The sequence below is a fragment of the Actinoallomurus oryzae genome (genome assembly GCF_039541955.1).
Lineage (GTDB): Bacteria > Actinomycetota > Actinomycetes > Streptosporangiales > Streptosporangiaceae > Actinoallomurus > Actinoallomurus oryzae.
Genome location: NZ_BAABHF010000057.1, coordinates 1 through 19677 on the forward strand (window position 1 = coordinate 1; position 19677 = coordinate 19677).

Consider the following 19677-nt stretch of genomic DNA (forward strand, 5'->3'; position numbering starts at 1 on the left):
CGCCGGCGCCGTGCGGCCTCGCGACCCGGCGCAGCCCCCGCCGCGACGGCGGCACGGCGCCCCACCTCGGTGACCGGCCCCGGATCGGCCACCGGAGGACCCGCGACCGGTCAGCGGACGAAAAGGGCCTGCCGGCTGATGGGCAGGGTGCACGCGGCCTCGTAGATCTCGGTGACCTGCTCCGGGGTGTAGCGGACCCGCCGGTTCCGCAGCCACAGGGGCAGGCGGTGCGCCCGCAGCAACGTGACGCCCTCGGCGCTGACCAGGCCGCGTTGGAGGTCGCCGCCGTAGACGACCTTCACCGGCTCGACGGGAACCTCGCGGCCGAGCCGCTCCCGAAGCATTTCGGCCGCCTGCTCGGCGGTTTCGCGCAATTCCGTGGCGGCCTTGGCGCCGGGCCGCTCATCGATATACAGCTTCCCGCGGTATTCGGCCATTTGCATCTCCGGCGGCACCGCCTCGTTCTGGATGAGCATGACCCCGGCGCCGCCGATGACCAGATGATCGACCTGCCCGCGACCGGGGATCTTGCGGCCGTGCAGCACGTGGTAGCCGCGCCATTCGACGAGCGCCCGCAGCACCCGCGCCGTACGGCGCTCGCCGCGCATGCCCTTGCGCCAGACGCTGGAGGCGGCACGCTCCCGCCAGCGCCACAGGGTGTCCGCGCCCGCGACCACGATCGCGGCCAGCAGGCCCCAGGGCAGCGAGAACAGCCAGGTGCCGATGATGAGCGCCGCCGCGGCCATGCCGGCGCGGATCTGCAGACGCCGGCGCCGGCCCTGCGCCCACAACTGCTCGTGTATGGACTGCGGTGACCCGCCGACCCACGCGGGGTTGTCCGGTACATAGATCGACCTGCCGAACATTTTTGCCGCCCCTTTCCGCGATACATACCTATTGTTACTTAACCTCGCGGCGAGGCGCACGAGCGGGTAAGGCTATTGGCGCAGCAGGGCAATATTACAGAATGTGTAATGCCACTGTTGATAAAAGTTGCAGCGCAAGCCGCCGCGGGTGTGCGACCGGCGCCGGGCGGGCGGCGCGTCGGAGGGCGGGGGTACCGTACGCCCGTGAGTGAGGATGAGGCCGCAGCGCTGCTGGCGCGGTTGCACGCCGCGCAGAACGACTTCTACGGCGGTGGCGGGGACGCCGCGCTTCGTGAGGTGCTCAGCCCGGACATCTCCTGGCACGTGCCCGGCGACAACGCGATCGCCGGGCACTACGAGGGCATCGAGGCCGTGCTGGCCTACTTCGCCGGACGCCGTGATCTCGCCGGGCGCACCTTCCGGATGCGCCCCCGCGACCTGCTCGCCGGCCGCGGGGAGTGGGTGGCCTCGCTCACCGACGGCGAGGCGGTGCTCGGCGGGCGACCGGTCCGCTGGTCGACGGTCGGGCTGTACCGGCTGAGCGGCGGCAGGGTCGCCGAGTGCCGGCTGCTGCCGCTCGACCCGGCGGCGTTCGACGCGGTGTGGGCGGGCCCGGCCGCGGACCGGGCGGACGTCCGCGCCGCCCCCGAAGACGACCGCGCCGCCGCGCCCACCGGCTCGGGGGCGACCTCGCCGACCTCCACCACCGGCCCCGGCCACCTCCCGACGGCCGCCGCGTCCACCGTCTCGGCGTTCCGCGTACGGCCGCGGCACTGCGACGCGCAGGGCATGGTCTACGCCGGCCGCTACCACGAGCTCTTCGAGGACGCCTTCCTCGACTGGCTCGACGAGCACGCCGGCGGCTACGCGGCCCTGCGGGACGAGGGCGTCGACATGGTGATCGTCTCCAGCGCCTGCGACCATCGCCGTCCCGCCCGCCTGGGCGACCCGCTGACCGTCGAGACCAGGCCCGAGCGGGCCGGCCGTACGTCGCTGACCATGGCCTTCACCGTACGCGGCCCGGCCGGGCCGGTCGCCGAGGGACGCATCACCTACGTCGCGGTCGGGCGCGGGGGCGCGGCGACCGGGCTGCCGGACACGCTGGCCGGCGCGGCAGGCGCCGCGGACCGGGAGAGATGAGCAGCCGCTGCGGGCCCAGGCCTACGTTGTCGCGCTGAACGGCCCGCACCCGCAGGTGCTCCAAAGCCGCCAGCCAATCGGGCGAGCAGGTGCGCCCGCAGCGGAAGCTCGGTGCGCGACCGCCGGTGGGCGGACGCGGATACACCTCCATCGTTACCCGCCGGCCGCCGGAACGCAAAGCTATCCGGCCGAGCTTCCCTCCAGCAGGACCTTGGTCACCTGCTCCGGATCGTCGGCCATCGGCACGTGCCCGCAGCCGCGCAGCCACACGAACCGCACGTGCGGCAGGTTCTGCTGTGCCCGTACGGCCTGGCCGCTGCGCAGCAGCCGGTCGCGGGTGCCCCAGGCGATCGTCGCCGGGACGTCGCGCAACGCGCCGTGGAACCTGATCCCGCGGCCGGCCCGCAAGGTCGGCTCGAACCCGACGGCGTCGTGCAGCGCGGACGCGTCGGCGATCAGCGTCTCGATGTCGATCAGGTCCGGCCGGCCGTAGATCATGCCGAACATCAGGTTGCGGCGCCGCGGCGAGCGGGCCAGCCAGCGCATGACCGGCTCGGGCACGCCGGCGCCGAGGCGGCAGGCCCGCAGCACCGCCCCGACGTACCGCAGTTCCATCGGGGTGAAGAAGCCCGCCGGGGACAGCGCGGTGACCGAACGGGCCAGGCCGCGGTCGGCGGCCTCGAGCGCGAACAGGCCGCCGAGGGAGTTGCCGGCCACGTGCGGGCGGTCCAGGCCGAGCTTGTCGATGAACTCACCGAGCACCGTGACCATCGTGTCCAGGCCGTACGGTCTGTCGGGCGGCAGGGGAGGGGAGGTGCCGAAGCCGGGCAGGTCCACGGCGATGACGTCGCGTTCTTTGGCGAGGCGGTCCATGACCGGCTCCCACGCCTGCCAGCGGTGGCCGATTCCGTGCATGAGGAGCAGCGGCGGGCCGTCACCCCGCCGCTCGAAAACGATGTCCACGCGCCGAGACTAGACCTGAGTTACCACTCAGTCACCGTGACCGCTGTCACCTTGCCCGGTGCGGACACCACCTCCTGTCCGTCGGTGGAGCGGCGGGCGCAGGGAGCCGCTGCGGGGCCGCGCGGCGGTCACCACCGGAAGCACGCCGCGCGGCGGTGCACCGCTTGGTCGCCTGGTCATTCCGGACCGACAACTTTGACGGCCGGTTGTTCGGCCTCGGGCCGCGGCACGGGAAGAAATGCCCTTGAAGACGACGGCCGTAAGACCTCAGGGGCGACGGCCTGGCGACGGCGTACCTGCCCTGACCTTGTGACCAGGATGCGGAGGTAACGATGGGCCGTGGCGTGTTGAGCCGTGACGAGGTGATGGACGGGGTTCCGGAGATGCTCACCCAGGTCCAGGTTGAGGCGACGTTCCCGGACGGCACCAAGCTCATCGCCGTACAGGAGCCGATCCGGTGACCGACGGCCGCGGTCCATCCGGTTCCGGCGGGCAGAGCCGGCCGGCGTCGGGCAAGGGAGCCGTCGTCGGCCTCACCCGGCCGGGCGCGGACTCCGCTGAGCGGGAGAGAAGCCCGGGACAGATCATCTACGGCTCGGAACCGGTGGTGATCAACGCCGGGCGGGCGGTGATCACACTGGCCGTCATCAACACCGCGGACCGTCCGGTCAGCGTCGGCTCGCACTACCACTTCGCCGAGGCCAACCCCGCGTTGAGCTTCGACCGGAAGGCGGCGTGGGGCCACCGGCTGGACATCATCGCGGGCGGGATGGTCCGTTTCGACCCGGGCGCGACCGTGGAGGTGCGGCTGGTGCGGCTGGGTGGCCGGCGCATCGTCCGGGGACTGCGCGGCGAGTGCGGGGGCCGGCTCGATGGCTGAGGTTCCCGGGATGGCGGCGATGGCGCTGTTCGGCGATCCGAACGCCGCCGTGCCCACCCCTCAGCCCCGGCTCTGCTACGACACCCGGACCCGGGCGGCGGCGACCAGCGTGGCGTTCGTCGCCCCGGCCGCGATCGAGGACGGTCCGGCCGACCGCCTGGCCGTCGAACGTGAACTGGTCGCGGTGAAGAACATGCGCGGCCGGACCAAGGCCGATCCGCCCGCGAACGACGCGCTCCCCGCCATCGAGGTCGATGCGGACACCTTCGCCGTACGCGGCGACGGCGAGGAGGTCGACCACGAGCCGGCGGCCGTGTTGCCGATGACCCAGCACCACCTGCTGTTCTGATGAGCGCCCCCGGCCACCGCGGCGTGGCACCCGACGCCTCGCCGGCCGGTCACGCCGCCGGCCTGTCGGCGTTGCTGCTGCTGGCCGACGGCAGGTTTCCCGCGGGCGGCCACGCCCATTCCGGTGGGCTGGAGGCCGCCGTCGCCGCCGGGCGCGTCACCGACGTGACAACGCTGACGTCATTCCTGCGCGGCCGGACCGTGACCAGCGGAGCGGTCTGCGCCGCGTTCGCCGCCGCGGCCTGCGCGGCGTTCGAGGCCGACCCCACGATGGCCAGTGGCGAACTCGGAGATCTCGACGCCGAACTGGACGCACGCACCCCCTCCCCGGCGCTGCGCGGCACCTCGCGCGTGCTCGGCCGCCAGCTGCTGCGCGCCGCCCGGGCCATCCGGGCGCACCCCGGTCTCGACCCGCTCACCGTCACCATGCCGGACGGTCCCCACCAGCCGATCGCGCTGGGCGTGACCTCCGCCGTCTTCCAGCTGACTCCGCACGCGGCGGCGGTGGCGGCCCTGCACGAGGCGGCGGCCGGACCCGCGACCGCGGCGATCCGGCTGCTCGGGCTCGACCCCTTCGCCGTGCACGCCGTCCTCATCCGGCTCGCGCCGCAACTGGACGAGCTGGCGCGCGAAGCCGCCGATCACGCCACCACACCGGCGGAGCGGCTGCCCGCGCCGAGCGCCCCGGTGCTCGACATCTCCGCCGAGCACCATGCCGCCCGGGAGGTGCGCCTGTTTGCGTCCTGAGCACGGTCATGAGCCCGGCGGGGTGCGGCCGCCCGCGGCACCGGCGTGAGGAACCATGCGATGGCCCGTCTGGCCACCGAGGCCGACCCTCGGGGGCGCACCCGGGTCCAGATCCTGCGCTCCGGCTGGCCGCTGATGCTCCGAACCACCCTGCCCCGTGAACCGGACGTGGTCACCGGCTGGGTCGCCCGCGACGACGTCGCCCAGGTGCACCTGACCGCCGCGGGCGCGGGCCCGATCGGCGGCGACCGGCTTCGTCTGGAGGTCCGCGTGGGACAGGGCAGCGCGCTGATCCTGGGTGAGGTCTCCCCGACCCTGCTGCTGCCAGGCCCGCACGGCGAACGGTCACGGACCGAAATCGACATCCACGTCGCCGCGGGCGCCACCCTGGCCTGGCTACCGGAGCTGGTCATCGCCGCACAGGACTGCCGTCACCGCACCGATATCCGGGTCACGCTGCACGCCGGCGCCCGGCTGCTGCTGCGCGAGGAGATCCTGTTCGGCCGGCACCAGGAGCAGCCCGGGACGTTTCGCCAACGGCTACGGGTCGTGCGCGACCACCGTCCGCTCTATGACCAGGAACTCGCCGTAGGGCCGGGAACGCCGGGATGGGACGGCCCGGCGGTCACCGCCGGGCACCGCAGCGCCGGGACGCTGCTCGTCGTCGACCCCGACGGATCCGCTCCCGCCCCCGCCACTGCCCGCGCACCCCACACCGCGGTCATGGCCCTGGCCGGACCGGCCACCATGGTCAGCACGCTCGCCCCGGACACGGCCACACTGCGCCGGCGACTCGATACCGCACTGGCCCGCATCGTCACCGGCCGGCGGCAGGCCACAGTGCAACGAAGCCCCCGAGGAGCCGGTCCGGCCGGGATCAGGGTTCGAGTTCCGCCGCGACGCCGGTGATGTCGCCGATGTCCAGGGTGAGGGAGATCTCGCCGCGGAACACCTGGGTCTCCCCGGCCTGACTGAGATGCCGGCTGCACGCGCGGTCGAGATAGGCCTCGACGAGCCGGGCGTTGGTGAGCCGCCCGCGCCCGCGCAGCGTCCCCAGGTCGCGGCGGGCCTCCTCCCAGGCGCCGGGCGTCAGCCGCAGGTGCCGTTCGGAGGCCAGCAGCCCGGCCAGGGCCACGCGTGCCCGCGGGTCGGCGAAGTCCGGCAGGCGCACGGAGCGGAAGTCGGTGACCAGTTCGGGGCTGGCCTCGGTCAGGGCGCTGAGCCGGTCCGGCGCGCAGGTGCCGACCAGCGCGATGTCGCTGACGCCCTCGGCCCGCAGCCGGTACAGCGACGTGGCGTACGCGGCGCCGCGCTCGTCGTCGAGGATGAGAGCGTCCAGGCCCTCGACCAGCAGCGTGTGGCCGGCGTGTTCGGCGAGGCGTTCGCGCAGCTGCCGCGGGTCGATCTCGGCGAGGTCGTCCACGTCGACGGTGCGGACGTCGCCGCTGTTCATCCCGCCCTCGGCGAGCGCGCGGGCGATCATGCGGGTGAGGCGGCGCTGCCCGCAGGAGATGTCGCCGACCAGCAGGACCGCCGGGGCGGAGGCGCTGGAGACCTCCTGGCCGCGCAGGCTCTGCGCCCACTTGCCGCGGCGCCGCAGCTCGGTCAGCAGCCGTTCGATGTCGTCGGCGCCGGGCAGGAACGCGATGCCGTACGCCTCCACGGTGGCGGGCACCTCGCCCGAGACCGACGTGGCCGGGGCCCCGGCCGCGACCGTGGGCGGTGAGGTGGAGTACGCGGGCGGTTCCGCCGCCGTCGGCGGCGCGGCCGGCGGGGAGTCGGACGCCCCCGGCCAGGCCGTCGTGGCCGGCTGCCCCGCCGCCTCCTCCGTGCCGGGCCAGGCCGCCTGGCCCGGCTGCTCGGCCGCCTCCTCGGTGCCGGGCCAGGCGGTCGTGCCCGGCTGCTCCGCCGCGGGCTCGGCGCCGGGCCACGCCGTGGTCGCGTCAGCGGCGGGCGCGGCGGGCGCGGGTGGTTCGGCCGCCGCCGCGTCGGCCTTGCGCTGCTCGGCCAGGTGCGCCCGCGCCGCCTCGATGATCTCCCACGGCGTCATGGACTCGCCCGCGACCGGGTCGGGCGCGGCGACCAGCGTGTTCATCAGCGCGGCCGGCACGGTGAAGCCCGGGCGGGGCGGCGCGGTGCCGGCGAGCCGGCACCAGGCCAGGTCGGTGGCGTAGGAGGCCGCCAGCAGGGTCCGCAGGATCTGCGGGTCGGCGCCGGCGACCGCGTCGGGCAGGGTGCCGCCGGTCGGCCACAGCCGCCGCAGCGGGTGGTCGGGCTGGGCGAGGGCCTGCAGCGTGCGGACGCCTTCGGCGTCGAGCCAGGCCATGACGGTCCCCGCCGCGGCCGGGGAGTCCTGCAGGTCGGCGGCGAGCAGCGCCAGGGCGACGCGCCGGGCCTCGGCCGGTCCGCTCGCCGCGGCCGGGAGCATCGCCGCGGCGGCGGCCAGGTCGTAGCAGGCGAGGCGGAAGTGGTCGCCCGGCGTCGTCTCGCGCAGCACCGCGATCCGCAGCTGCGGCGGGCAGCGTCGCAGCCACTCCTGGTAGACGGCCGCGTCGCCGAAGCGGACGCCGGCGTGGTCGCTCTGGACCATCCGCAGGGTCGCGCCGCTCATCGCGGCCAGCGCGTCGGCGCGCGGGCGGAACGCCGCGCCGCCGCGCAGCGTCTCGGCGGTCTCCCAGATCGTGCGGACGATGTGGGTGGCGCCCATGGGGTCGTTCGCGCGCAGGCGTTCGGTGTAGGCGCCGACGATCAGTGACAGGTCGGGCTGCAGGAACCAGCGCGGCCCGCCGTCGGTGCCGCTGAGGTAGCGGCTGAAGAGCCCGAGGATCGGGTGGTCGGGGTCGGCGACCGGCGCGCCCGCGCACCACAGCACCGAGAACAGGCAGACCGCCGCCGGGCTCGGCGTGCCGGGGACGAACTGCGGGTCGTGCATCGGGAACTGCGCCGGGTTGACGGCGGCGGCCGTGGCCAGGGTCTGCTGGAGCCGGGACAGCAGCGGGGGAGGCGGCGGCGCGCCGAACAGCCCGTCGGCGGCCAGCGGGCCGGGCGTCAGGTCGGGGCCGCTGGGCACCATCGACGGGGGCACGGGCGGGCTGCCGGCGCCGGGCGGCGCGGGCATCATCGCCTGGCGCGCCACCGGGTCGAACGGCGGCGGGCACAGGTGCCAGTTGCCCTCCAGGCCGCAGCGGTACCAGCGGCCCCACAGGCCGAACAGCCACCACTCGCCGGCACCGGCGAGCATCCGCGCGGTGACGGCCTGGGCGCGTTGCGGCGGGACGGCGTTCATCCACCACGGCGAGGCCGTCATGGCACGGATGTCCGTTTCAATCGCTGCGAACGGATCCGTGGGGGCTGCGCCGGGCCAAGTCACCCTGGGCATGGTAGTGCGTCGTGAGAATCCCGTTGTCGTACGTAAGGAGCATGATGTATTGATGCTCCTGATTCGACAGGTGAGGGGGGCTCCATGGACGCCGCTCGGGTGAAGGCATGGGGACTGGGATTCGGGGTGTTCTCCTCGGTCTGCTTCGGCACCTCCGGTGCGTTCGGCAAGGCGCTGATCGAAGCCGGCATGTCGCCGTTGCAGGCGTCGTGGATCCGGGTGGCCGGCGCGACGCTGGTGCTGGTGCCGGTGATGCTGGCGGCGCGCCGCCGGGCGGCGGCCGCCGCGGTGCGCGGTCACTGGCGGCTCCTGTTGCTGTACGGCGCCATGGGCGTGGCGGGGTGCCAGTCCTTCTACTTCGTCGCGGCGTCGCGGCTACCGGTCGGTGTGGCGATCCTGCTGGAGTTCACCGGTCCGGTGCTGGTGGTCGGCTGGACCCGGTTCGTGCTGCGGGCGCCACTGCCGCGTTCGGCGGCGGTCGGGGTCGGCATCGCGCTGGTCGGGCTGGCCTGCGTGGTGGAGGTGTGGTCGGGGCTGCGGCTGGACCTGGTCGGCGTGCTCGCCGGGCTGGGTGCGGCGGCGTGCCAGGCCGCCTTCTTCCTGGCCGCCGACCGGGCCGGCGGGCGGATCGACCCGCTCGCCATGACCGCCACCGGCTTCGCCGTCGGCACGGTCGTCCTGGCCGCCTGCGCTCCGCCGTGGACCGTGCCCTGGCACGAACTCGGCGTGGACGTCGCGCTCGGCGGCCGCACCGCGCCCGGCTGGCTCCTGCTCACGCTGCTGGTGCTGATCAGCACCGTCACCGCGTACGTCACCAGCGTCGCCGCCGTGCACCGGCTGTCGGCGCCGGTCGCGGGCGCCGTGGGGTATGTCGAGGCGGTCGCGGCGGCGGTGTTCGCCTGGGTGATGCTGGGCGAGCGCCTGTCCCCGGTCCAGCTCGCAGGCGGTCTGATCGTGCTGGCCGGCGCGTTCGTCGCCCAGCGGTCGGTGGCCGCCCGCGAGCAGGTGATCGGGGAGCCGCCCGTCATGGAGACCGTCGGCGTCACGCGCTCTCACGGATGAACGCGCGGGCGCCGGCGGCGAACACCGCTGACACCATGACGCCGCCGGCCGGAGCGGAAGATCGGCCGAGGCGCCCGCGCCCTCAAGGAGGCCCCCGCCGGATGAGCCGCCCCGCGGGGAAACTACCGGCCGCCGAACCCGGGTAGATCCCCGATACGGGGGACGGGCGGAGCAGGCACGCCCGGAAAGGGGGACCCGGGTGAGAGTCGTCGTCGACCTGACACGGTGCCAGGGGTACGGGCAGTGCGTCTTCATGGCCCCGCGGGTCTTTTCGATGAACGGCCGCGAGGCGCTCGCCTACGACCCCGCCCCCTCCGAGGACCAGCGCGAGAACGTGCTGCGGGCCGCGGCGGCCTGTCCCGTGCAGGCGCTGCACGTCGAGCGGGCCGCCCCGACGGGCCCCGGGCCCGAGCCCGGGCCGTACACCGCGGACGGCGACCGGTTCCGCCGCGACGGGCGCGTCGTCATCGTCGGGTCCTCACTGGCCGGCACCCGCGCCGCGGCCGTGCTGCGCGCCGAGGGCTTCGCCGGTTCGCTGACGCTGGTCGGGGACGAAACCGGCGAGCCGTACGACCGGCCGCCGCTGTCCAAGCAGGTGCTCAGCGGCCGGGTGCCCGCCCGCGCCACGGCGCTGCCCCGGCTCCCCGACCTGGACGCCGAGTGGCTGCGCGGCGTGCCCGCCACCGGGCTGGACCTCGACCGCCGACGCGTGATCCTCGGCGACGGCCGCGACCTGCCGTTCGACCGCCTGCTGATCGCCACCGGCACCCGGGCGCGGCCGTGGCCGGACCCGGCGGAGGCGGCCCTGGAGGGGGTCCGCACGCTGCGGACGGCCGAGGACGCCACCGGGCTGCGGCAGCGCCTGGCCTCCGGCGACGGCCGCGTGCTGGTCATCGGCGGCGGGTTCACCGGGTCGGAGATCGCCTCGGTCTGCCGCGAGCTGGGCCGCCCGGTGACCGTCGCCGAGCGCGGGCCGGCGCCGCTCGTCGGCGCCGTCGGCGGTGTGGTCGGCGGGATCGCCGCCGACCTGCAGCGCGCGCACGGCGTCGACCTGCGCTGCGGGGTCGGCGTCACGGCGCTGGAGGGCGAGAACGGCCGGCTGCGCCGCGCAAGCCTGTCCGACGGCGACGTGCTGGAGGTGGACCTGGCGGTCGCCGCGCTCGGCGCGGTCCGCAACGTCGAGTGGCTGGAGGGCTCCGGGCTGGCGGCCGGGCCCTGGGGTGTGGCCTGCGACGCGGGCTGCCGCGTGTTCGACATCAACGGCCTGGTCACCGACGACGTCTTCGCCGCCGGCGACGTCGCGCGCCTGCCGCATCCGGTGTACGAGTACCAGTTCCTGGCGCTCGAGCACTGGGGGAGCGCGGTCGCCCAGGCCGAGGTGGCGGCGCACAACATGCTCAGTGGCCAGACGCGCCGCTGGCCGCACCTGGCGCTGCCGGTGTTCTGGTCCACCCAGTTCGGCGTCGAGATCAAGTCCGTGGGAGTGCCGACCTTCGCGGACGAGGTGATCATCACGCAGGGGTCGGCCAAGGAGTTCCGTTTCGTCGCCGTGTACGGCTACCGGGGGCGGATCACGGCCGCGGTCACCTTCGACCAGGGGATGTGGCTGGAGTTCTACCAGGGGCTGATCGAGCAGGCAGCGCCGTTCCCGCCCCGGTTCCGCACCGTCGACCCGGCCGGCGCGGCGAGCCCGGTCCCGGCACAGGTGCCCGACCGGGTGACGGCCAGCCACGGCGCGACCGTCGTGGTGACCGGCCACGACCCGGCCGAACGCCGGGCCTGGCTGGTCCACCGATCCCGGTGACCGCCGCCGTGCGTCGCCGGAGGAAGGGGGAGACATGACAGAGAGCCAGGTGTTCGGCCGGATCCTCGACCGTGCCGGGCGCGCCGACCCGTACCCGCTGTACGCCGAGTTGCGCAAGACCCCGGTGGCGGCGCTGGAGGACGGCAGTTACGTCGTCAGCACCTACCGCGAGATCGTCGCGCTCCTGCACGACCCGCGGGTCAGCTCCGACCGCCGCAACCTCGCCGAGCACTTCGCCGACCGCGAACCCGTACCGCCCGGCCGCGAACCCCCCTTCATCGTCGTCGACCCGCCCGAGCACGACCGGCTGCGCGGCCTGGCGATGCGGCACTTCGGCCCGCCCGGATCACCGGACCTGGTCAAGGGGCTGCGGCCGGAGCTGACCGCGATCGTCACCGAACTGATCGACGCGATCGCCGGCGACCGGCGTGCCGACATCGTCGAGTCGGTCGCCTACCCGTTCCCGGTGACGGTGATCTGCCGGCTGCTCGGCGTGCCGCGCGAGGACGAGCCACGGTTCCACGCGTGGTCGACCGAGATCGTCGAGAGCGTCGGCCCTGGTGAGCGCCATGTTCCGTGGGCGGAGGTCGCCTCGGAGGGAGCGGGGAGTGGTGAGCGACACGACAAGCCCGAACGTGTGCGCCGCCGTGAGCGCGCCGCCGAGGCCCTGGCGGACTACGTGCGCGGGCTCGCGGACGCGCGCCGCCGCGCCCCCGGCCGGGACCTGCTGTCGGGACTGCTCACCGACGACGGCCCGGACGGCGGCATGTCGATGGAGGAGGTGGTCAGCACGGTGACGCTGCTGCTGGTCGCCGGGCACGAGACGACCGTCAACCTCATCGCGAACGGGATGCTCACCCTGCTGCGCCACCCGGAGGTGCTCGAGCGGACGCGGCGTGAGCCGGACCTGGTCGTCGGCGTCGTGGAGGAACTGCTCCGCTACGAGCCGCCCGTGCACTTCCCCGCGACACGTGTGGCGCTCGACGACATCACGATCGGCGACACCACGATCCCGCGCGGCGCGCCGATCGTGCTCGCGCTCGCCGCGGGCAACCGTGACCCGGACCACGTACGTGCCCCGGAGCGCTTCGACCCGTGCCGCGAGGCCAACGAGCACCTGGGGTTCGGCGGCGGCGTCCACTACTGCTTCGGCGCGCCGCTGGCCCGGCTGGAGGCCCAGACCGCGCTGGGGGAGCTGACCCGGCGGCTGCGCAACCCCCGGCTGGTCGCCGACCCGCCGCCGTACCGGCCGAGTTCGGCGCTGCGCGGCCCCCGGCGGCTGCTGGTGGACTACGACGGCGTCGGTCCCTGAGCGCGGACTCCGGCGTACGGGACCACGTCCCCGCCGGTCAGTTCACCTCCTTGCGGATCGCGCGTACGAACCCGGCCGTCATCGGCGCGACGATCCAGAAGGTGACCGACACGGCCAGCCGGGCGGCCTCGGTTCCGGACATGTCGCCCTGAGCCAGGGGGCCGACGGTGGTGTTCAGGTCGAACCAGCGGACCAGGAGCTCGCCGGTGGCGCCGAGGTGACCGACGAAGGTCCCCAGGGCGGGTGCCGACAGGTACACGACGATGGAGGCCGGGGCGCTCAGCAGGAGCATGCCGACGGCCAGGCCCATCGCGACCAGCAGGACGTTCGTCGCGGTCCAGCCCAGCACGGCGAGCGGCCCGAAGTTCCAGTCGGCAGGGACGCGCTCGACCCGGGCGCTGATCACCGTCACCGGCACCGTCACCAGCAGCGCGAACAGCGAGGCGGCCACGGCGGTGACCAACGGCGGCAGGCACTTGGCCGCCAGCACCCGGTGGCGCCGGGGTTCGAGCGCGAAGGTGGTCATGGCGGTGCGGTGGCTCCACTCGCCGGTCACCGTGAGGATGCCGAGTACCGGCAGCAGCGTCCCGAACCCGACCCCGGCGGTGCCGGTCAGCGTCCGCGGGTGCGGACCGGCCACGACGCCGCGGGCGGCGATGAGCGCGACGGTGAGGCCCGCCAGGACCAGAGTCATGATCTTGGCGCTGCGCGTGTCGAAGAGCTTGCGCGTCTCGACCCGCAGCAGCCGGTGGAAGGGAGGGCGTGCCGGGGCGGTGATGCCGGTCATCATCGTCGGAGGGCGTGACCCTAGGGACGTGTCATCGATTCCCTCGCTGCGCGCGGTCATGAAGCACTCCGATCGGCGTTCGCGGTGAGTTCGAGGAAGGTCTCCTCGAGGCTGCGGCCCCGGCCCAGCTCGGTGACGGTGCCCTGCGCCAGGATCCGGCCGCCTCCGATCAGGACGACCCGGTCGGCGACCTGCTCGATCTCATGCAGAAGGTGTGAGCTGAGCAGCACCGAGCATCCGGAGTCCGCGAGCCCGCGCAGCAGCACGCGCATCCAGTGGATGCCCTGGGGGTCGAGGCCGTTGGCGGGCTCGTCGAGGATGAGGACCTCGGGCCGGCCGAGGAGCGCATGGCCGATGCCGAGGCGTTGCCGCATCCCCAGCGAGTAGCCGCCGACGGGCCGGCCGGCCTCCCGGCCGCTCAGCCCGACCAGGTCGAGGACCTCGCCGACCCGTGCCCTCGGCAGGCCGATCGTCATCGCGCCCAGCGTGAGGACCTCGCGCCCGGTGCGCCCCGGATGCAGGGCACCGGCGTCCAGCAGCGTGCCGACGCGCGCTCCGGGGGCGTCCAGGTCCGCGTACGCCCGGCCGAGCACGGTGGCCGAGCCGGAGGTGGGGCGGACGAGGCCGACCAGGATGCGCAGGGCCGTCGACTTCCCGGCGCCGTTGGGTCCGAGGAACCCCGCGACGCATCCGGGGCCGACCGTGAAGGACACGTCGTCGAGCGCCCGCACACCCCGGTAGGTCTTGCTGACGTGGCTGAATTCGATCACGCGTCCAGTCCACCGGAGCCGCCCCGGCCGATCATCGGACCCGGGTCGAGCGCGGCCGGACGTGGGTCGGGGCTCACCGCTCACCCGCGTAGACCTTCGTCGACCCGGGGTCGACCCGGGTCGCTAACGGCCCCGGCGCGGGCGTCTCTAGGCTGCGGGCTGTGGAGGACCACCCGCGGAACCAGCCGCCCCTCGACCGTGCGGGCGTCGCGCTGCGCTACCTGTGCGCCGCCGTTCCCATGGTGTTCTACGCCTCCACCTGGGCCGCGGCCCTCTCCCGCGACCACCACCGGCTCGTCCCGGCGCTGGTCGACCTGGCGCTGGGCCTGACCGGGCTGGTCCTGATGCGCTGGCGACGACGCCGGCCCTGGCCGATCGCGCTGGCGACCGCCCTGCTCACCGGCTATTCCGACCTCGCGACCGGCCCGGCGCAGGTGGCGTACGTGTCCTTGAGCACACGCCGGCGCTGGCGCGAGATCATCCCGATCGCGGCCGTGTCCTGGCTGTGCCTGGTGGCGCGTTCGGTGCGCTTCGGCATCGGCCAGGCGACCGTCGTCTCCCTGGCGACCGGCACCCTCATCCTCGGCGGGCTCACCGTCTTCGGCCTCTACCTGCGCGGACGCCGCGATCTGGCGGCCTCACGCCGCGAGGCGGAGCTGACCGCCGAGCGCGAGCAGCTGTCCCGGATCGAGCAGGCGAAACTGGCGGAGCGCGCCAAGATCGCCCAGGAGATGCACGACATCCTCGCGCACCGGCTCTCGCTGCTGTCGATGCTCGCCGGCGGCCTGGCGTACCGTACCGACCTCGACGCCGAGGAGATCCGCTCGGCCGCGCAGGCGATCCAGGAGAACGCGCACCGGTCGCTGAACGAGCTGCGCACCGTGCTCGGGACGCTCCGCTCCGACGGTGCCGTCGCGGCTCCGCAGCCGACCCTGGCCCATGTGGGCGCCCTGTTCGAGGAGGTACGCGCCGCCGGCCAGCGGGTCGAGGTGGCCGACACCATCGCCGACCGGGACCTGCTCCCCGAACAGACCGGCCGGCACGCCTACCGGATCCTCCAGGAGGCCCTCACCAACGCGCGCAAACACGCGCCGGACAGCCGGGTGACCGCCGAACTCGGCGGGCGACCGGGCGAGGGCCTGCGCATCCGGGTCAGCAACCCGGCGTCCGACGCCTCGCCCGGTCCCGGCGGGCGGCTGGGGCTGGTCGGCCTGGCCGAGCGGACCCGCATGGCCGGAGGTACCCTCAGCCACGTCCTGCGGGACGGACGCTTCGTCCTCGACGCCTGCCTGCCCTGGGAGATCCCGAGCCCGTGAACCGACTGGTGATCGTGGATGACGACCCGATGGTCCGCACCGGGCTGCGCCTCATCCTGGGCGGCGAGCCCGACCTGGCCATCGTCGGCGAGGCCGGCGACGGCCGCGAAGCCCTGCGGGTGATCGACGAGCTGGGGCCCGACGTCGTCCTGATGGACATCCGGATGCCCGTCCAGGACGGCCTGGTCACCACCGAGCGCCTGCTGGCGCGCCCGGATCCGCCCCGGATCCTCGTGCTCACCACCTTCGACGCCGACGACATGGTGCTGCGGGCCCTGCGGCTCGGCGCCGCCGGCTTCCTGCTGAAGGACACACCGCCGGCCAAGATGATCGAGGCGGTCCGCACCGTGGTCAACGGCGAGCCGGTGCTCTCACCGAGCGTGACCCGCCAGCTGATCGCCGCCGCCACCCGGCAGGACCTCCCGCGCACCCAGGCTCAACGTGAGCTGGACAGGCTCACCGAACGCGAGCGCGAGGTCGCCGTCGAAGTGGCCCGCGGCAGATCCAACGCCGAGATCGCCCAGCAGCTGTACATGAGCGTCGCCACCGTGAAGGCCAACATCACCCGGATCTTCACCAAACTCGGCACCGACAACCGTGTCCACGTCGCCATGAAGGTCCGCGACGCCGGCCTCTTGTGACCTCACCGGATCACGGTGTTCTTGCCCGTCAGCTCGGCGCCGCGCCGCTGAGGACGAGGTCGATGATCTGGCGGCTGGTCCGTTCGGGGTCGAGCCGGTCGGTGCCGCCCGATGCCATCCGGGCGAGCAGGGGCGCGACGAGAAGCTCCGAGACCAGGTCGGGGTCGACGTCCGGGCGGATCTCTCCTCGTTCCACGCCGCGCCGCAGGACACGGTTCATCGCCTCCCGGCGGGGGGCGACGATCTCCTCGAAGTAGCGGCGGTGCAGCCGGGGGAAGGTCGCGGCCTCGGCGTTGAGGGCGCGCAGCATGCTGCTGGCCCGTTCGTCGACGACGCGCTCGGCCAGGGCCCGCAGGAGGACGGCCAGATCGCCGCGCGTGTCGGCGCCGGTCGGTGCGGGCCGTGGCCTGTTGATCGTCTCGAGTACGTCGAGGTAGAGCTCGTCCTTGGTCTTCCAGCGCCGGTAGACGCTGTTACGGGAGACTCCGGCCTGCTTGGCGATGGCCACCAGCGACAGGCCGGTGAGGGTCGCGCCGGCGGTGACCAGGTCGAGGACCGCGTCGATGATGGCCGAGTCGGCGGCCGGGTCGCGCCGCCGACCGGCGCGACGGGCCGGAAGTTCCGCGTTCACCTCCGTAACGATACAGGGCTGTTTCGTTTGCTCCTGGCGCGAGGTAATAATGGAACAGATCTGTTCCGATTCGTTTGAAGGGAACCCTCCCCATGCCCGACGCCAGTACCACCACGCCGGCCGGCGAGATCGCCCCGGTCGCCGCCGATCCGCCGCCCTCGGCGCGCGTTCCCGTCCTGATCGTGGGCGGCAGCATCGTGGGGGCTTCGGCCGCGCTGTTCCTCGCGGCCCGCGGCATCACCCCCGTCCTGGTCGAGAAGCACACCGCCGTCTCGGCCAGGCCACGCGCCAAGCTGTTCTATCCGCGCACGATGGAGGCGTACCGCTCGGTCGGCGCCGACCAGGACGTCTACGCCGTCCAGGACCGCCTCCCGCCGGCCGACCATGCCGCGGTGGTCACCTCGCTCGCCGGCCCGGAGCTGCGGCGCTGGCCGCTGCCGGCCGCGGAGGACTTCAGCCGCGTCTCGCCCTGCCCCAGCGCCTTCGTCAAACAGGCCGACCTGGAAGAGGTCGTCCGCGCGCACGCACGCGCCGCCGGCGCCGACCTGCGCTTCGGCCACCGCCTTCTCGAACTGCGCCGGCACGAGGACCATGTCCTGGCGCGGATACGCGGCGCCGACGGCGGCGTGTACACCGTGGCGGCCGACTTTCTGCTGGCCGCGGACGGAAACGGCAGCGCCGTCCGCGAGGGCCTGGGCATCGGCCGCAGCGGCACCGATGCGGTCGCGCACGTCATGGAGATCGGCTTCGAGGCCGATCTGCGCCCGCTGCTCGAGGGCAGGCGGCTCGCCCTGGCCTTCACCGGGCCGCCCGAGCAGGCGTTCCTGTCCTGGAACACCGCGCAGGACCGCGGGACGGTGTCGGTGACCTACGATCCCGCCCTCACCGACCCGGCTGCGTTCGATGCCCGGCGGTGCCGGGAGATCGTCTCCCGGGCGCTCGGCCTGCCGCCGACGCGTTTCACGCTCACCGAACGCCGCCCCTGGCAGATGGGCGGCTGGGTGGCCGATTCCTACCGAGCCGGCCGCGTTCTCCTGCTCGGCGACGCGGCGCACGTCACGCCGCCGACCGGCGGATTCGGCGCCAACACCGGCATCCAGGACGCCTGGAACCTCACCGCCAAACTGGTCTCGGTCCTGCGCGGCCACGCCGACCCGCGGCTGGTGGAGGACTATGAGCCCGAGCGCCGCACGGTGGGCCGCATCACGGTGGAACAGGCGCTGCTGCGCGCCCGCGACCGCGCCCGGGTTCCGATCGAGGACCGCCCGCTGCTCAGTGAGGCGGCGGTGGCCGTCGGCTACCGCTACCCCCTACCGGACGAGGCGGACGGCCTGCCGACGGCCGACGAGCCGGACCGCTGGCGCGGCGAGCCCGGCACCCGGCTGCCGCACCTGCCCCTCATCGGCCAGGACGGGCTCCGCTCCACGCTCGACCTGGTCCGCGATGGCCGGTACCTGCTTCTCGCCGGGCCAGAAGGACACCCCTGGATACGCGCCGTACGCCGGCTGGACCCGCGCGGCGCCTTCCTCGACGCGACGCTCCTGCCCGGCGACATCGCCTCGGCGACGGCCCGGCCCACCGACGTCTGCGGCATCGGCCGCCAGGGCGCCCTGTTGGTCCGCCCCGACCAGGTGATCGCCTGGCGCGCTCCCCGCGCCGTCCCCGATGCCCTCGCCGCGCTCACCGTCGCCACGCGACGGGCGCTGGGAGCCGGCCGTCCGGCGGCGCGCTGAAGGGGCCAGAGCCCACACCGGCTTCGTCAAGATTCCCCCAGCGACCCCGCCCTCCCGCCGGATCCCTGGCCTGCGGACCCTACGATCGAGGTATGACCACCGCCCAGGACAGGGCATCTCAGGCACCGCAGCCCGGCGTCCCCTGGGCGGGCCGGCCCCGGCGGGCCGATCTCATCTGCTGGTTCGGCATCGCGGCGAGCGGCCTGTACGCCCTGGCGATCATCCCGGTACGGCCCCTGCTCATCGGCAGCCATCCGGTGCTGCTGGAGCTGCTGACCGGCAGCATGACCTCCATCGTGACCGCCGGCGCGTTCGCTCGCGTCGGGCAGGTGCCGCTGTTCCTGGTCGTCGTCTCCGCCGTCCCGGGGATGATCATGTTCGATCCGTTCTTCTGGTGGGCGGGCCGGCGCTGGGGACGCGGCCTGTTGCTGATCTTCGCGGGCCGCAGCCGCCGCGGCGCCCGGCTGGTCGCCCGCGCCGAGAGGTACGGGCGCCGGCTGGGCTGGCTGGGCGTCGTCTTCGCCTACTACCTGCCCATACCGGCGGCGCTGCTGTTCGTGGTCGCCGGCTGGACCGGGATGCGGCTGATCACCTTCGTGCTGCTCGACGTGGTCGCCGCGCTGCTGTGGATCGGGATGCTCGCCGCGCTGGGCTACTACCTGGGTCAGGACGCCGTCGACGTCGCCAGGACCATCTCCCACTACGGGCTGTGGATCTCCATCGCGCTGGTCGCCGGGGTGATCGTCGTGCAGCGCCTGCGCGGCCGCCGTACCCCGGCCACCGTCGACGCGGACTGATCAGTGCCGCGGCGGGGGTGGTGGCGGCAGGGAGTCCAGGCCGGGCGCCTCCCGCGGCCACACCACCAGCACCGGGCAGGGCGCGTGGTCGACGACGAAACGCGCCGCCGGACCGAGGCTGCGCGGCCCGAGCCGCTCGCGGTCACCGTCGCGCGCGCAGATCAGCAGGTCGGCGTCCTCGGCGGCCCGTACGACCTCGCGCTCGACCCGCCCCCGGCGCCGCAGGACCGCCGCCGGCCGGCCGAGCCGCTCCCCGGCCGCCCGCAGCAGATCCTCCGCCGCGGCCTCCGAAAGCTCCTCCAGCCGGTCGCCGGGGTCGCGTCCGCCGCGTCCACCGCGGCCCAGCAGCCCGGCGAACGCCGCGTGCGCCGCACCGGCCGCCTCACCACCGCTGACGTGCAGCAGCGTGAACTCCGCGTCGGGCGGGGCGAGCGTGCGGGCCGTATCGACCGCCGCCTGCCACGTGCCCTCGGTGATCCAGATGATCGTCATCACCGGCAT

General features: G+C 74.2%; 20 protein-coding genes. 13 read left to right on the forward strand and 7 right to left on the reverse strand.

The window, feature by feature from the left end; genetic code table 11:
* Positions 1–110: 110 nt before the first annotated feature.
* Positions 111–866 carry a nuclease-related domain-containing protein gene (locus ABEA10_RS43910; RefSeq protein WP_345474501.1) on the reverse strand — a complete coding sequence of 252 codons (756 nt, stop codon included), beginning with the start codon at positions 864–866 and terminating at the stop codon, positions 111–113.
* A gap of 204 nt (positions 867–1070) precedes the next feature.
* Here ABEA10_RS43910 and ABEA10_RS43915 point away from each other — a divergent pair, with 204 nt between their 5' ends.
* Complete coding sequence (locus ABEA10_RS43915) at positions 1071–2006, forward strand: hotdog domain-containing protein (protein WP_345474503.1); 936 nt, start codon at positions 1071–1073, stop codon at positions 2004–2006.
* Positions 2007–2186: 180 nt separating this feature from the next.
* Here ABEA10_RS43915 and ABEA10_RS43920 read toward each other — a convergent pair whose 3' ends face one another.
* Complete coding sequence (locus tag ABEA10_RS43920) at positions 2187–2969, reverse strand: alpha/beta fold hydrolase (RefSeq protein ID WP_329235496.1); 783 nt, start codon at positions 2967–2969, stop codon at positions 2187–2189.
* A 332-nt stretch (positions 2970–3301) separates the two neighbouring features.
* On the opposite strand from ABEA10_RS43920, the gene ABEA10_RS43925 reads away from it, so the two are divergent.
* From ABEA10_RS43925 to ABEA10_RS43945, 5 genes are read left to right on the forward strand one after another with little or no spacing between them, the layout of a single operon-like run.
* Positions 3302–3430 (forward strand): urease subunit gamma, encoded by a 129-nt coding sequence (locus tag ABEA10_RS43925; RefSeq protein WP_425551038.1) that lies wholly within the window; start codon positions 3302–3304, stop codon positions 3428–3430.
* Positions 3427–3849, forward strand: coding sequence for an urease subunit beta (locus ABEA10_RS43930; RefSeq protein ID WP_425551039.1), 423 nt, complete (start codon positions 3427–3429; stop codon positions 3847–3849). Before ABEA10_RS43925 ends, ABEA10_RS43930 begins: the two co-directional genes overlap by 4 nt.
* Positions 3842–4198 carry a hypothetical protein gene (locus ABEA10_RS43935; RefSeq protein WP_345474509.1) on the forward strand — a complete coding sequence of 119 codons (357 nt, stop codon included), beginning with the start codon at positions 3842–3844 and terminating at the stop codon, positions 4196–4198. The genes ABEA10_RS43930 and ABEA10_RS43935 overlap by 8 nt, the downstream gene beginning before the upstream one ends.
* On the forward strand, positions 4198–4944 hold the full coding sequence (locus tag ABEA10_RS43940) for an urease accessory protein UreF (protein ID WP_345474510.1): 747 nt from the start codon (positions 4198–4200) through the stop codon (positions 4942–4944). The genes ABEA10_RS43935 and ABEA10_RS43940 overlap by 1 nt, the downstream gene beginning before the upstream one ends.
* Before the next feature lie 60 nt (positions 4945–5004).
* Positions 5005–5853 carry an urease accessory protein UreD gene (locus ABEA10_RS43945; protein ID WP_345474511.1) on the forward strand — a complete coding sequence of 283 codons (849 nt, stop codon included), beginning with the start codon at positions 5005–5007 and terminating at the stop codon, positions 5851–5853.
* Here the strand turns inward: ABEA10_RS43945 and ABEA10_RS43950 are convergent.
* A complete protein-coding gene (locus ABEA10_RS43950; protein ID WP_345474512.1) occupies positions 5822–8251 on the reverse strand; it encodes a hypothetical protein in 2430 nt (809 codons plus the stop codon). The genes ABEA10_RS43945 and ABEA10_RS43950 overlap by 32 nt on opposite strands.
* Before the next feature lie 156 nt (positions 8252–8407).
* Here ABEA10_RS43950 and ABEA10_RS43955 point away from each other — a divergent pair, with 156 nt between their 5' ends.
* The 3 genes from ABEA10_RS43955 to ABEA10_RS43965 all read left to right on the forward strand — a co-directional run bounded on the left by ABEA10_RS43955 (position 8408) and on the right by ABEA10_RS43965 (position 12501).
* The gene (locus ABEA10_RS43955) at positions 8408–9385 is read left to right on the forward strand and encodes an EamA family transporter (RefSeq protein ID WP_345474513.1); all 978 of its coding nucleotides are present in this window, start codon (positions 8408–8410) and stop codon (positions 9383–9385) included.
* 199 nt (positions 9386–9584) lie between these two features.
* Positions 9585–11189: an FAD-dependent oxidoreductase gene (locus ABEA10_RS43960; protein WP_345474515.1), complete on the forward strand. Its 1605-nt coding sequence runs from the start codon at positions 9585–9587 to the stop codon at positions 11187–11189.
* A 34-nt stretch (positions 11190–11223) separates the two neighbouring features.
* Positions 11224–12501, forward strand: a complete 1278-nt coding sequence (locus ABEA10_RS43965; RefSeq protein WP_345474517.1) for a cytochrome P450 — start codon at positions 11224–11226, stop codon at positions 12499–12501.
* A gap of 37 nt (positions 12502–12538) precedes the next feature.
* Here the strand turns inward: ABEA10_RS43965 and ABEA10_RS43970 are convergent, their stop codons facing one another.
* Together ABEA10_RS43970 and ABEA10_RS43975 are read right to left on the reverse strand one after the other, a co-directional pair.
* On the reverse strand, positions 12539–13291 hold the full coding sequence (locus ABEA10_RS43970; protein ID WP_345474519.1) for a hypothetical protein: 753 nt from the start codon (positions 13289–13291) through the stop codon (positions 12539–12541).
* Between the two features lie 53 nt (positions 13292–13344).
* The gene (locus ABEA10_RS43975) at positions 13345–14058 is read right to left on the reverse strand and encodes an ABC transporter ATP-binding protein (protein ID WP_345474521.1); all 714 of its coding nucleotides are present in this window, start codon (positions 14056–14058) and stop codon (positions 13345–13347) included.
* 161 nt (positions 14059–14219) lie between these two features.
* Between ABEA10_RS43975 and ABEA10_RS43980 the strand changes: the two genes are divergently transcribed.
* Together ABEA10_RS43980 and ABEA10_RS43985 are read left to right on the forward strand one after the other, a co-directional pair.
* Positions 14220–15374, forward strand: a complete 1155-nt coding sequence (locus ABEA10_RS43980; protein WP_345474523.1) for a sensor histidine kinase — start codon at positions 14220–14222, stop codon at positions 15372–15374.
* Positions 15371–16015 (forward strand): response regulator, encoded by a 645-nt coding sequence (locus ABEA10_RS43985; RefSeq protein WP_345474524.1) that lies wholly within the window; start codon positions 15371–15373, stop codon positions 16013–16015. Before ABEA10_RS43980 ends, ABEA10_RS43985 begins: the two co-directional genes overlap by 4 nt.
* 28 nt (positions 16016–16043) lie before the next feature.
* On the opposite strand, the gene ABEA10_RS43990 is transcribed toward ABEA10_RS43985, so the two are convergent.
* Positions 16044–16646, reverse strand: a complete 603-nt coding sequence (locus ABEA10_RS43990; protein ID WP_345474526.1) for a TetR/AcrR family transcriptional regulator — start codon at positions 16644–16646, stop codon at positions 16044–16046.
* A 92-nt stretch (positions 16647–16738) separates the two neighbouring features.
* Here ABEA10_RS43990 and ABEA10_RS43995 point away from each other — a divergent pair, with 92 nt between their 5' ends.
* Both ABEA10_RS43995 and ABEA10_RS44000 read left to right on the forward strand, forming a co-directional pair.
* Positions 16739–18379: an FAD-dependent monooxygenase gene (locus tag ABEA10_RS43995; protein ID WP_345474528.1), complete on the forward strand. Its 1641-nt coding sequence runs from the start codon at positions 16739–16741 to the stop codon at positions 18377–18379.
* 92 nt (positions 18380–18471) lie between these two features.
* Complete coding sequence (locus ABEA10_RS44000) at positions 18472–19176, forward strand: DedA family protein (RefSeq protein ID WP_345474530.1); 705 nt, start codon at positions 18472–18474, stop codon at positions 19174–19176.
* On the opposite strand, the gene ABEA10_RS44005 is transcribed toward ABEA10_RS44000, so the two are convergent.
* Positions 19177–19677, reverse strand: a complete 501-nt coding sequence (locus ABEA10_RS44005; protein ID WP_345474532.1) for a universal stress protein — start codon at positions 19675–19677, stop codon at positions 19177–19179.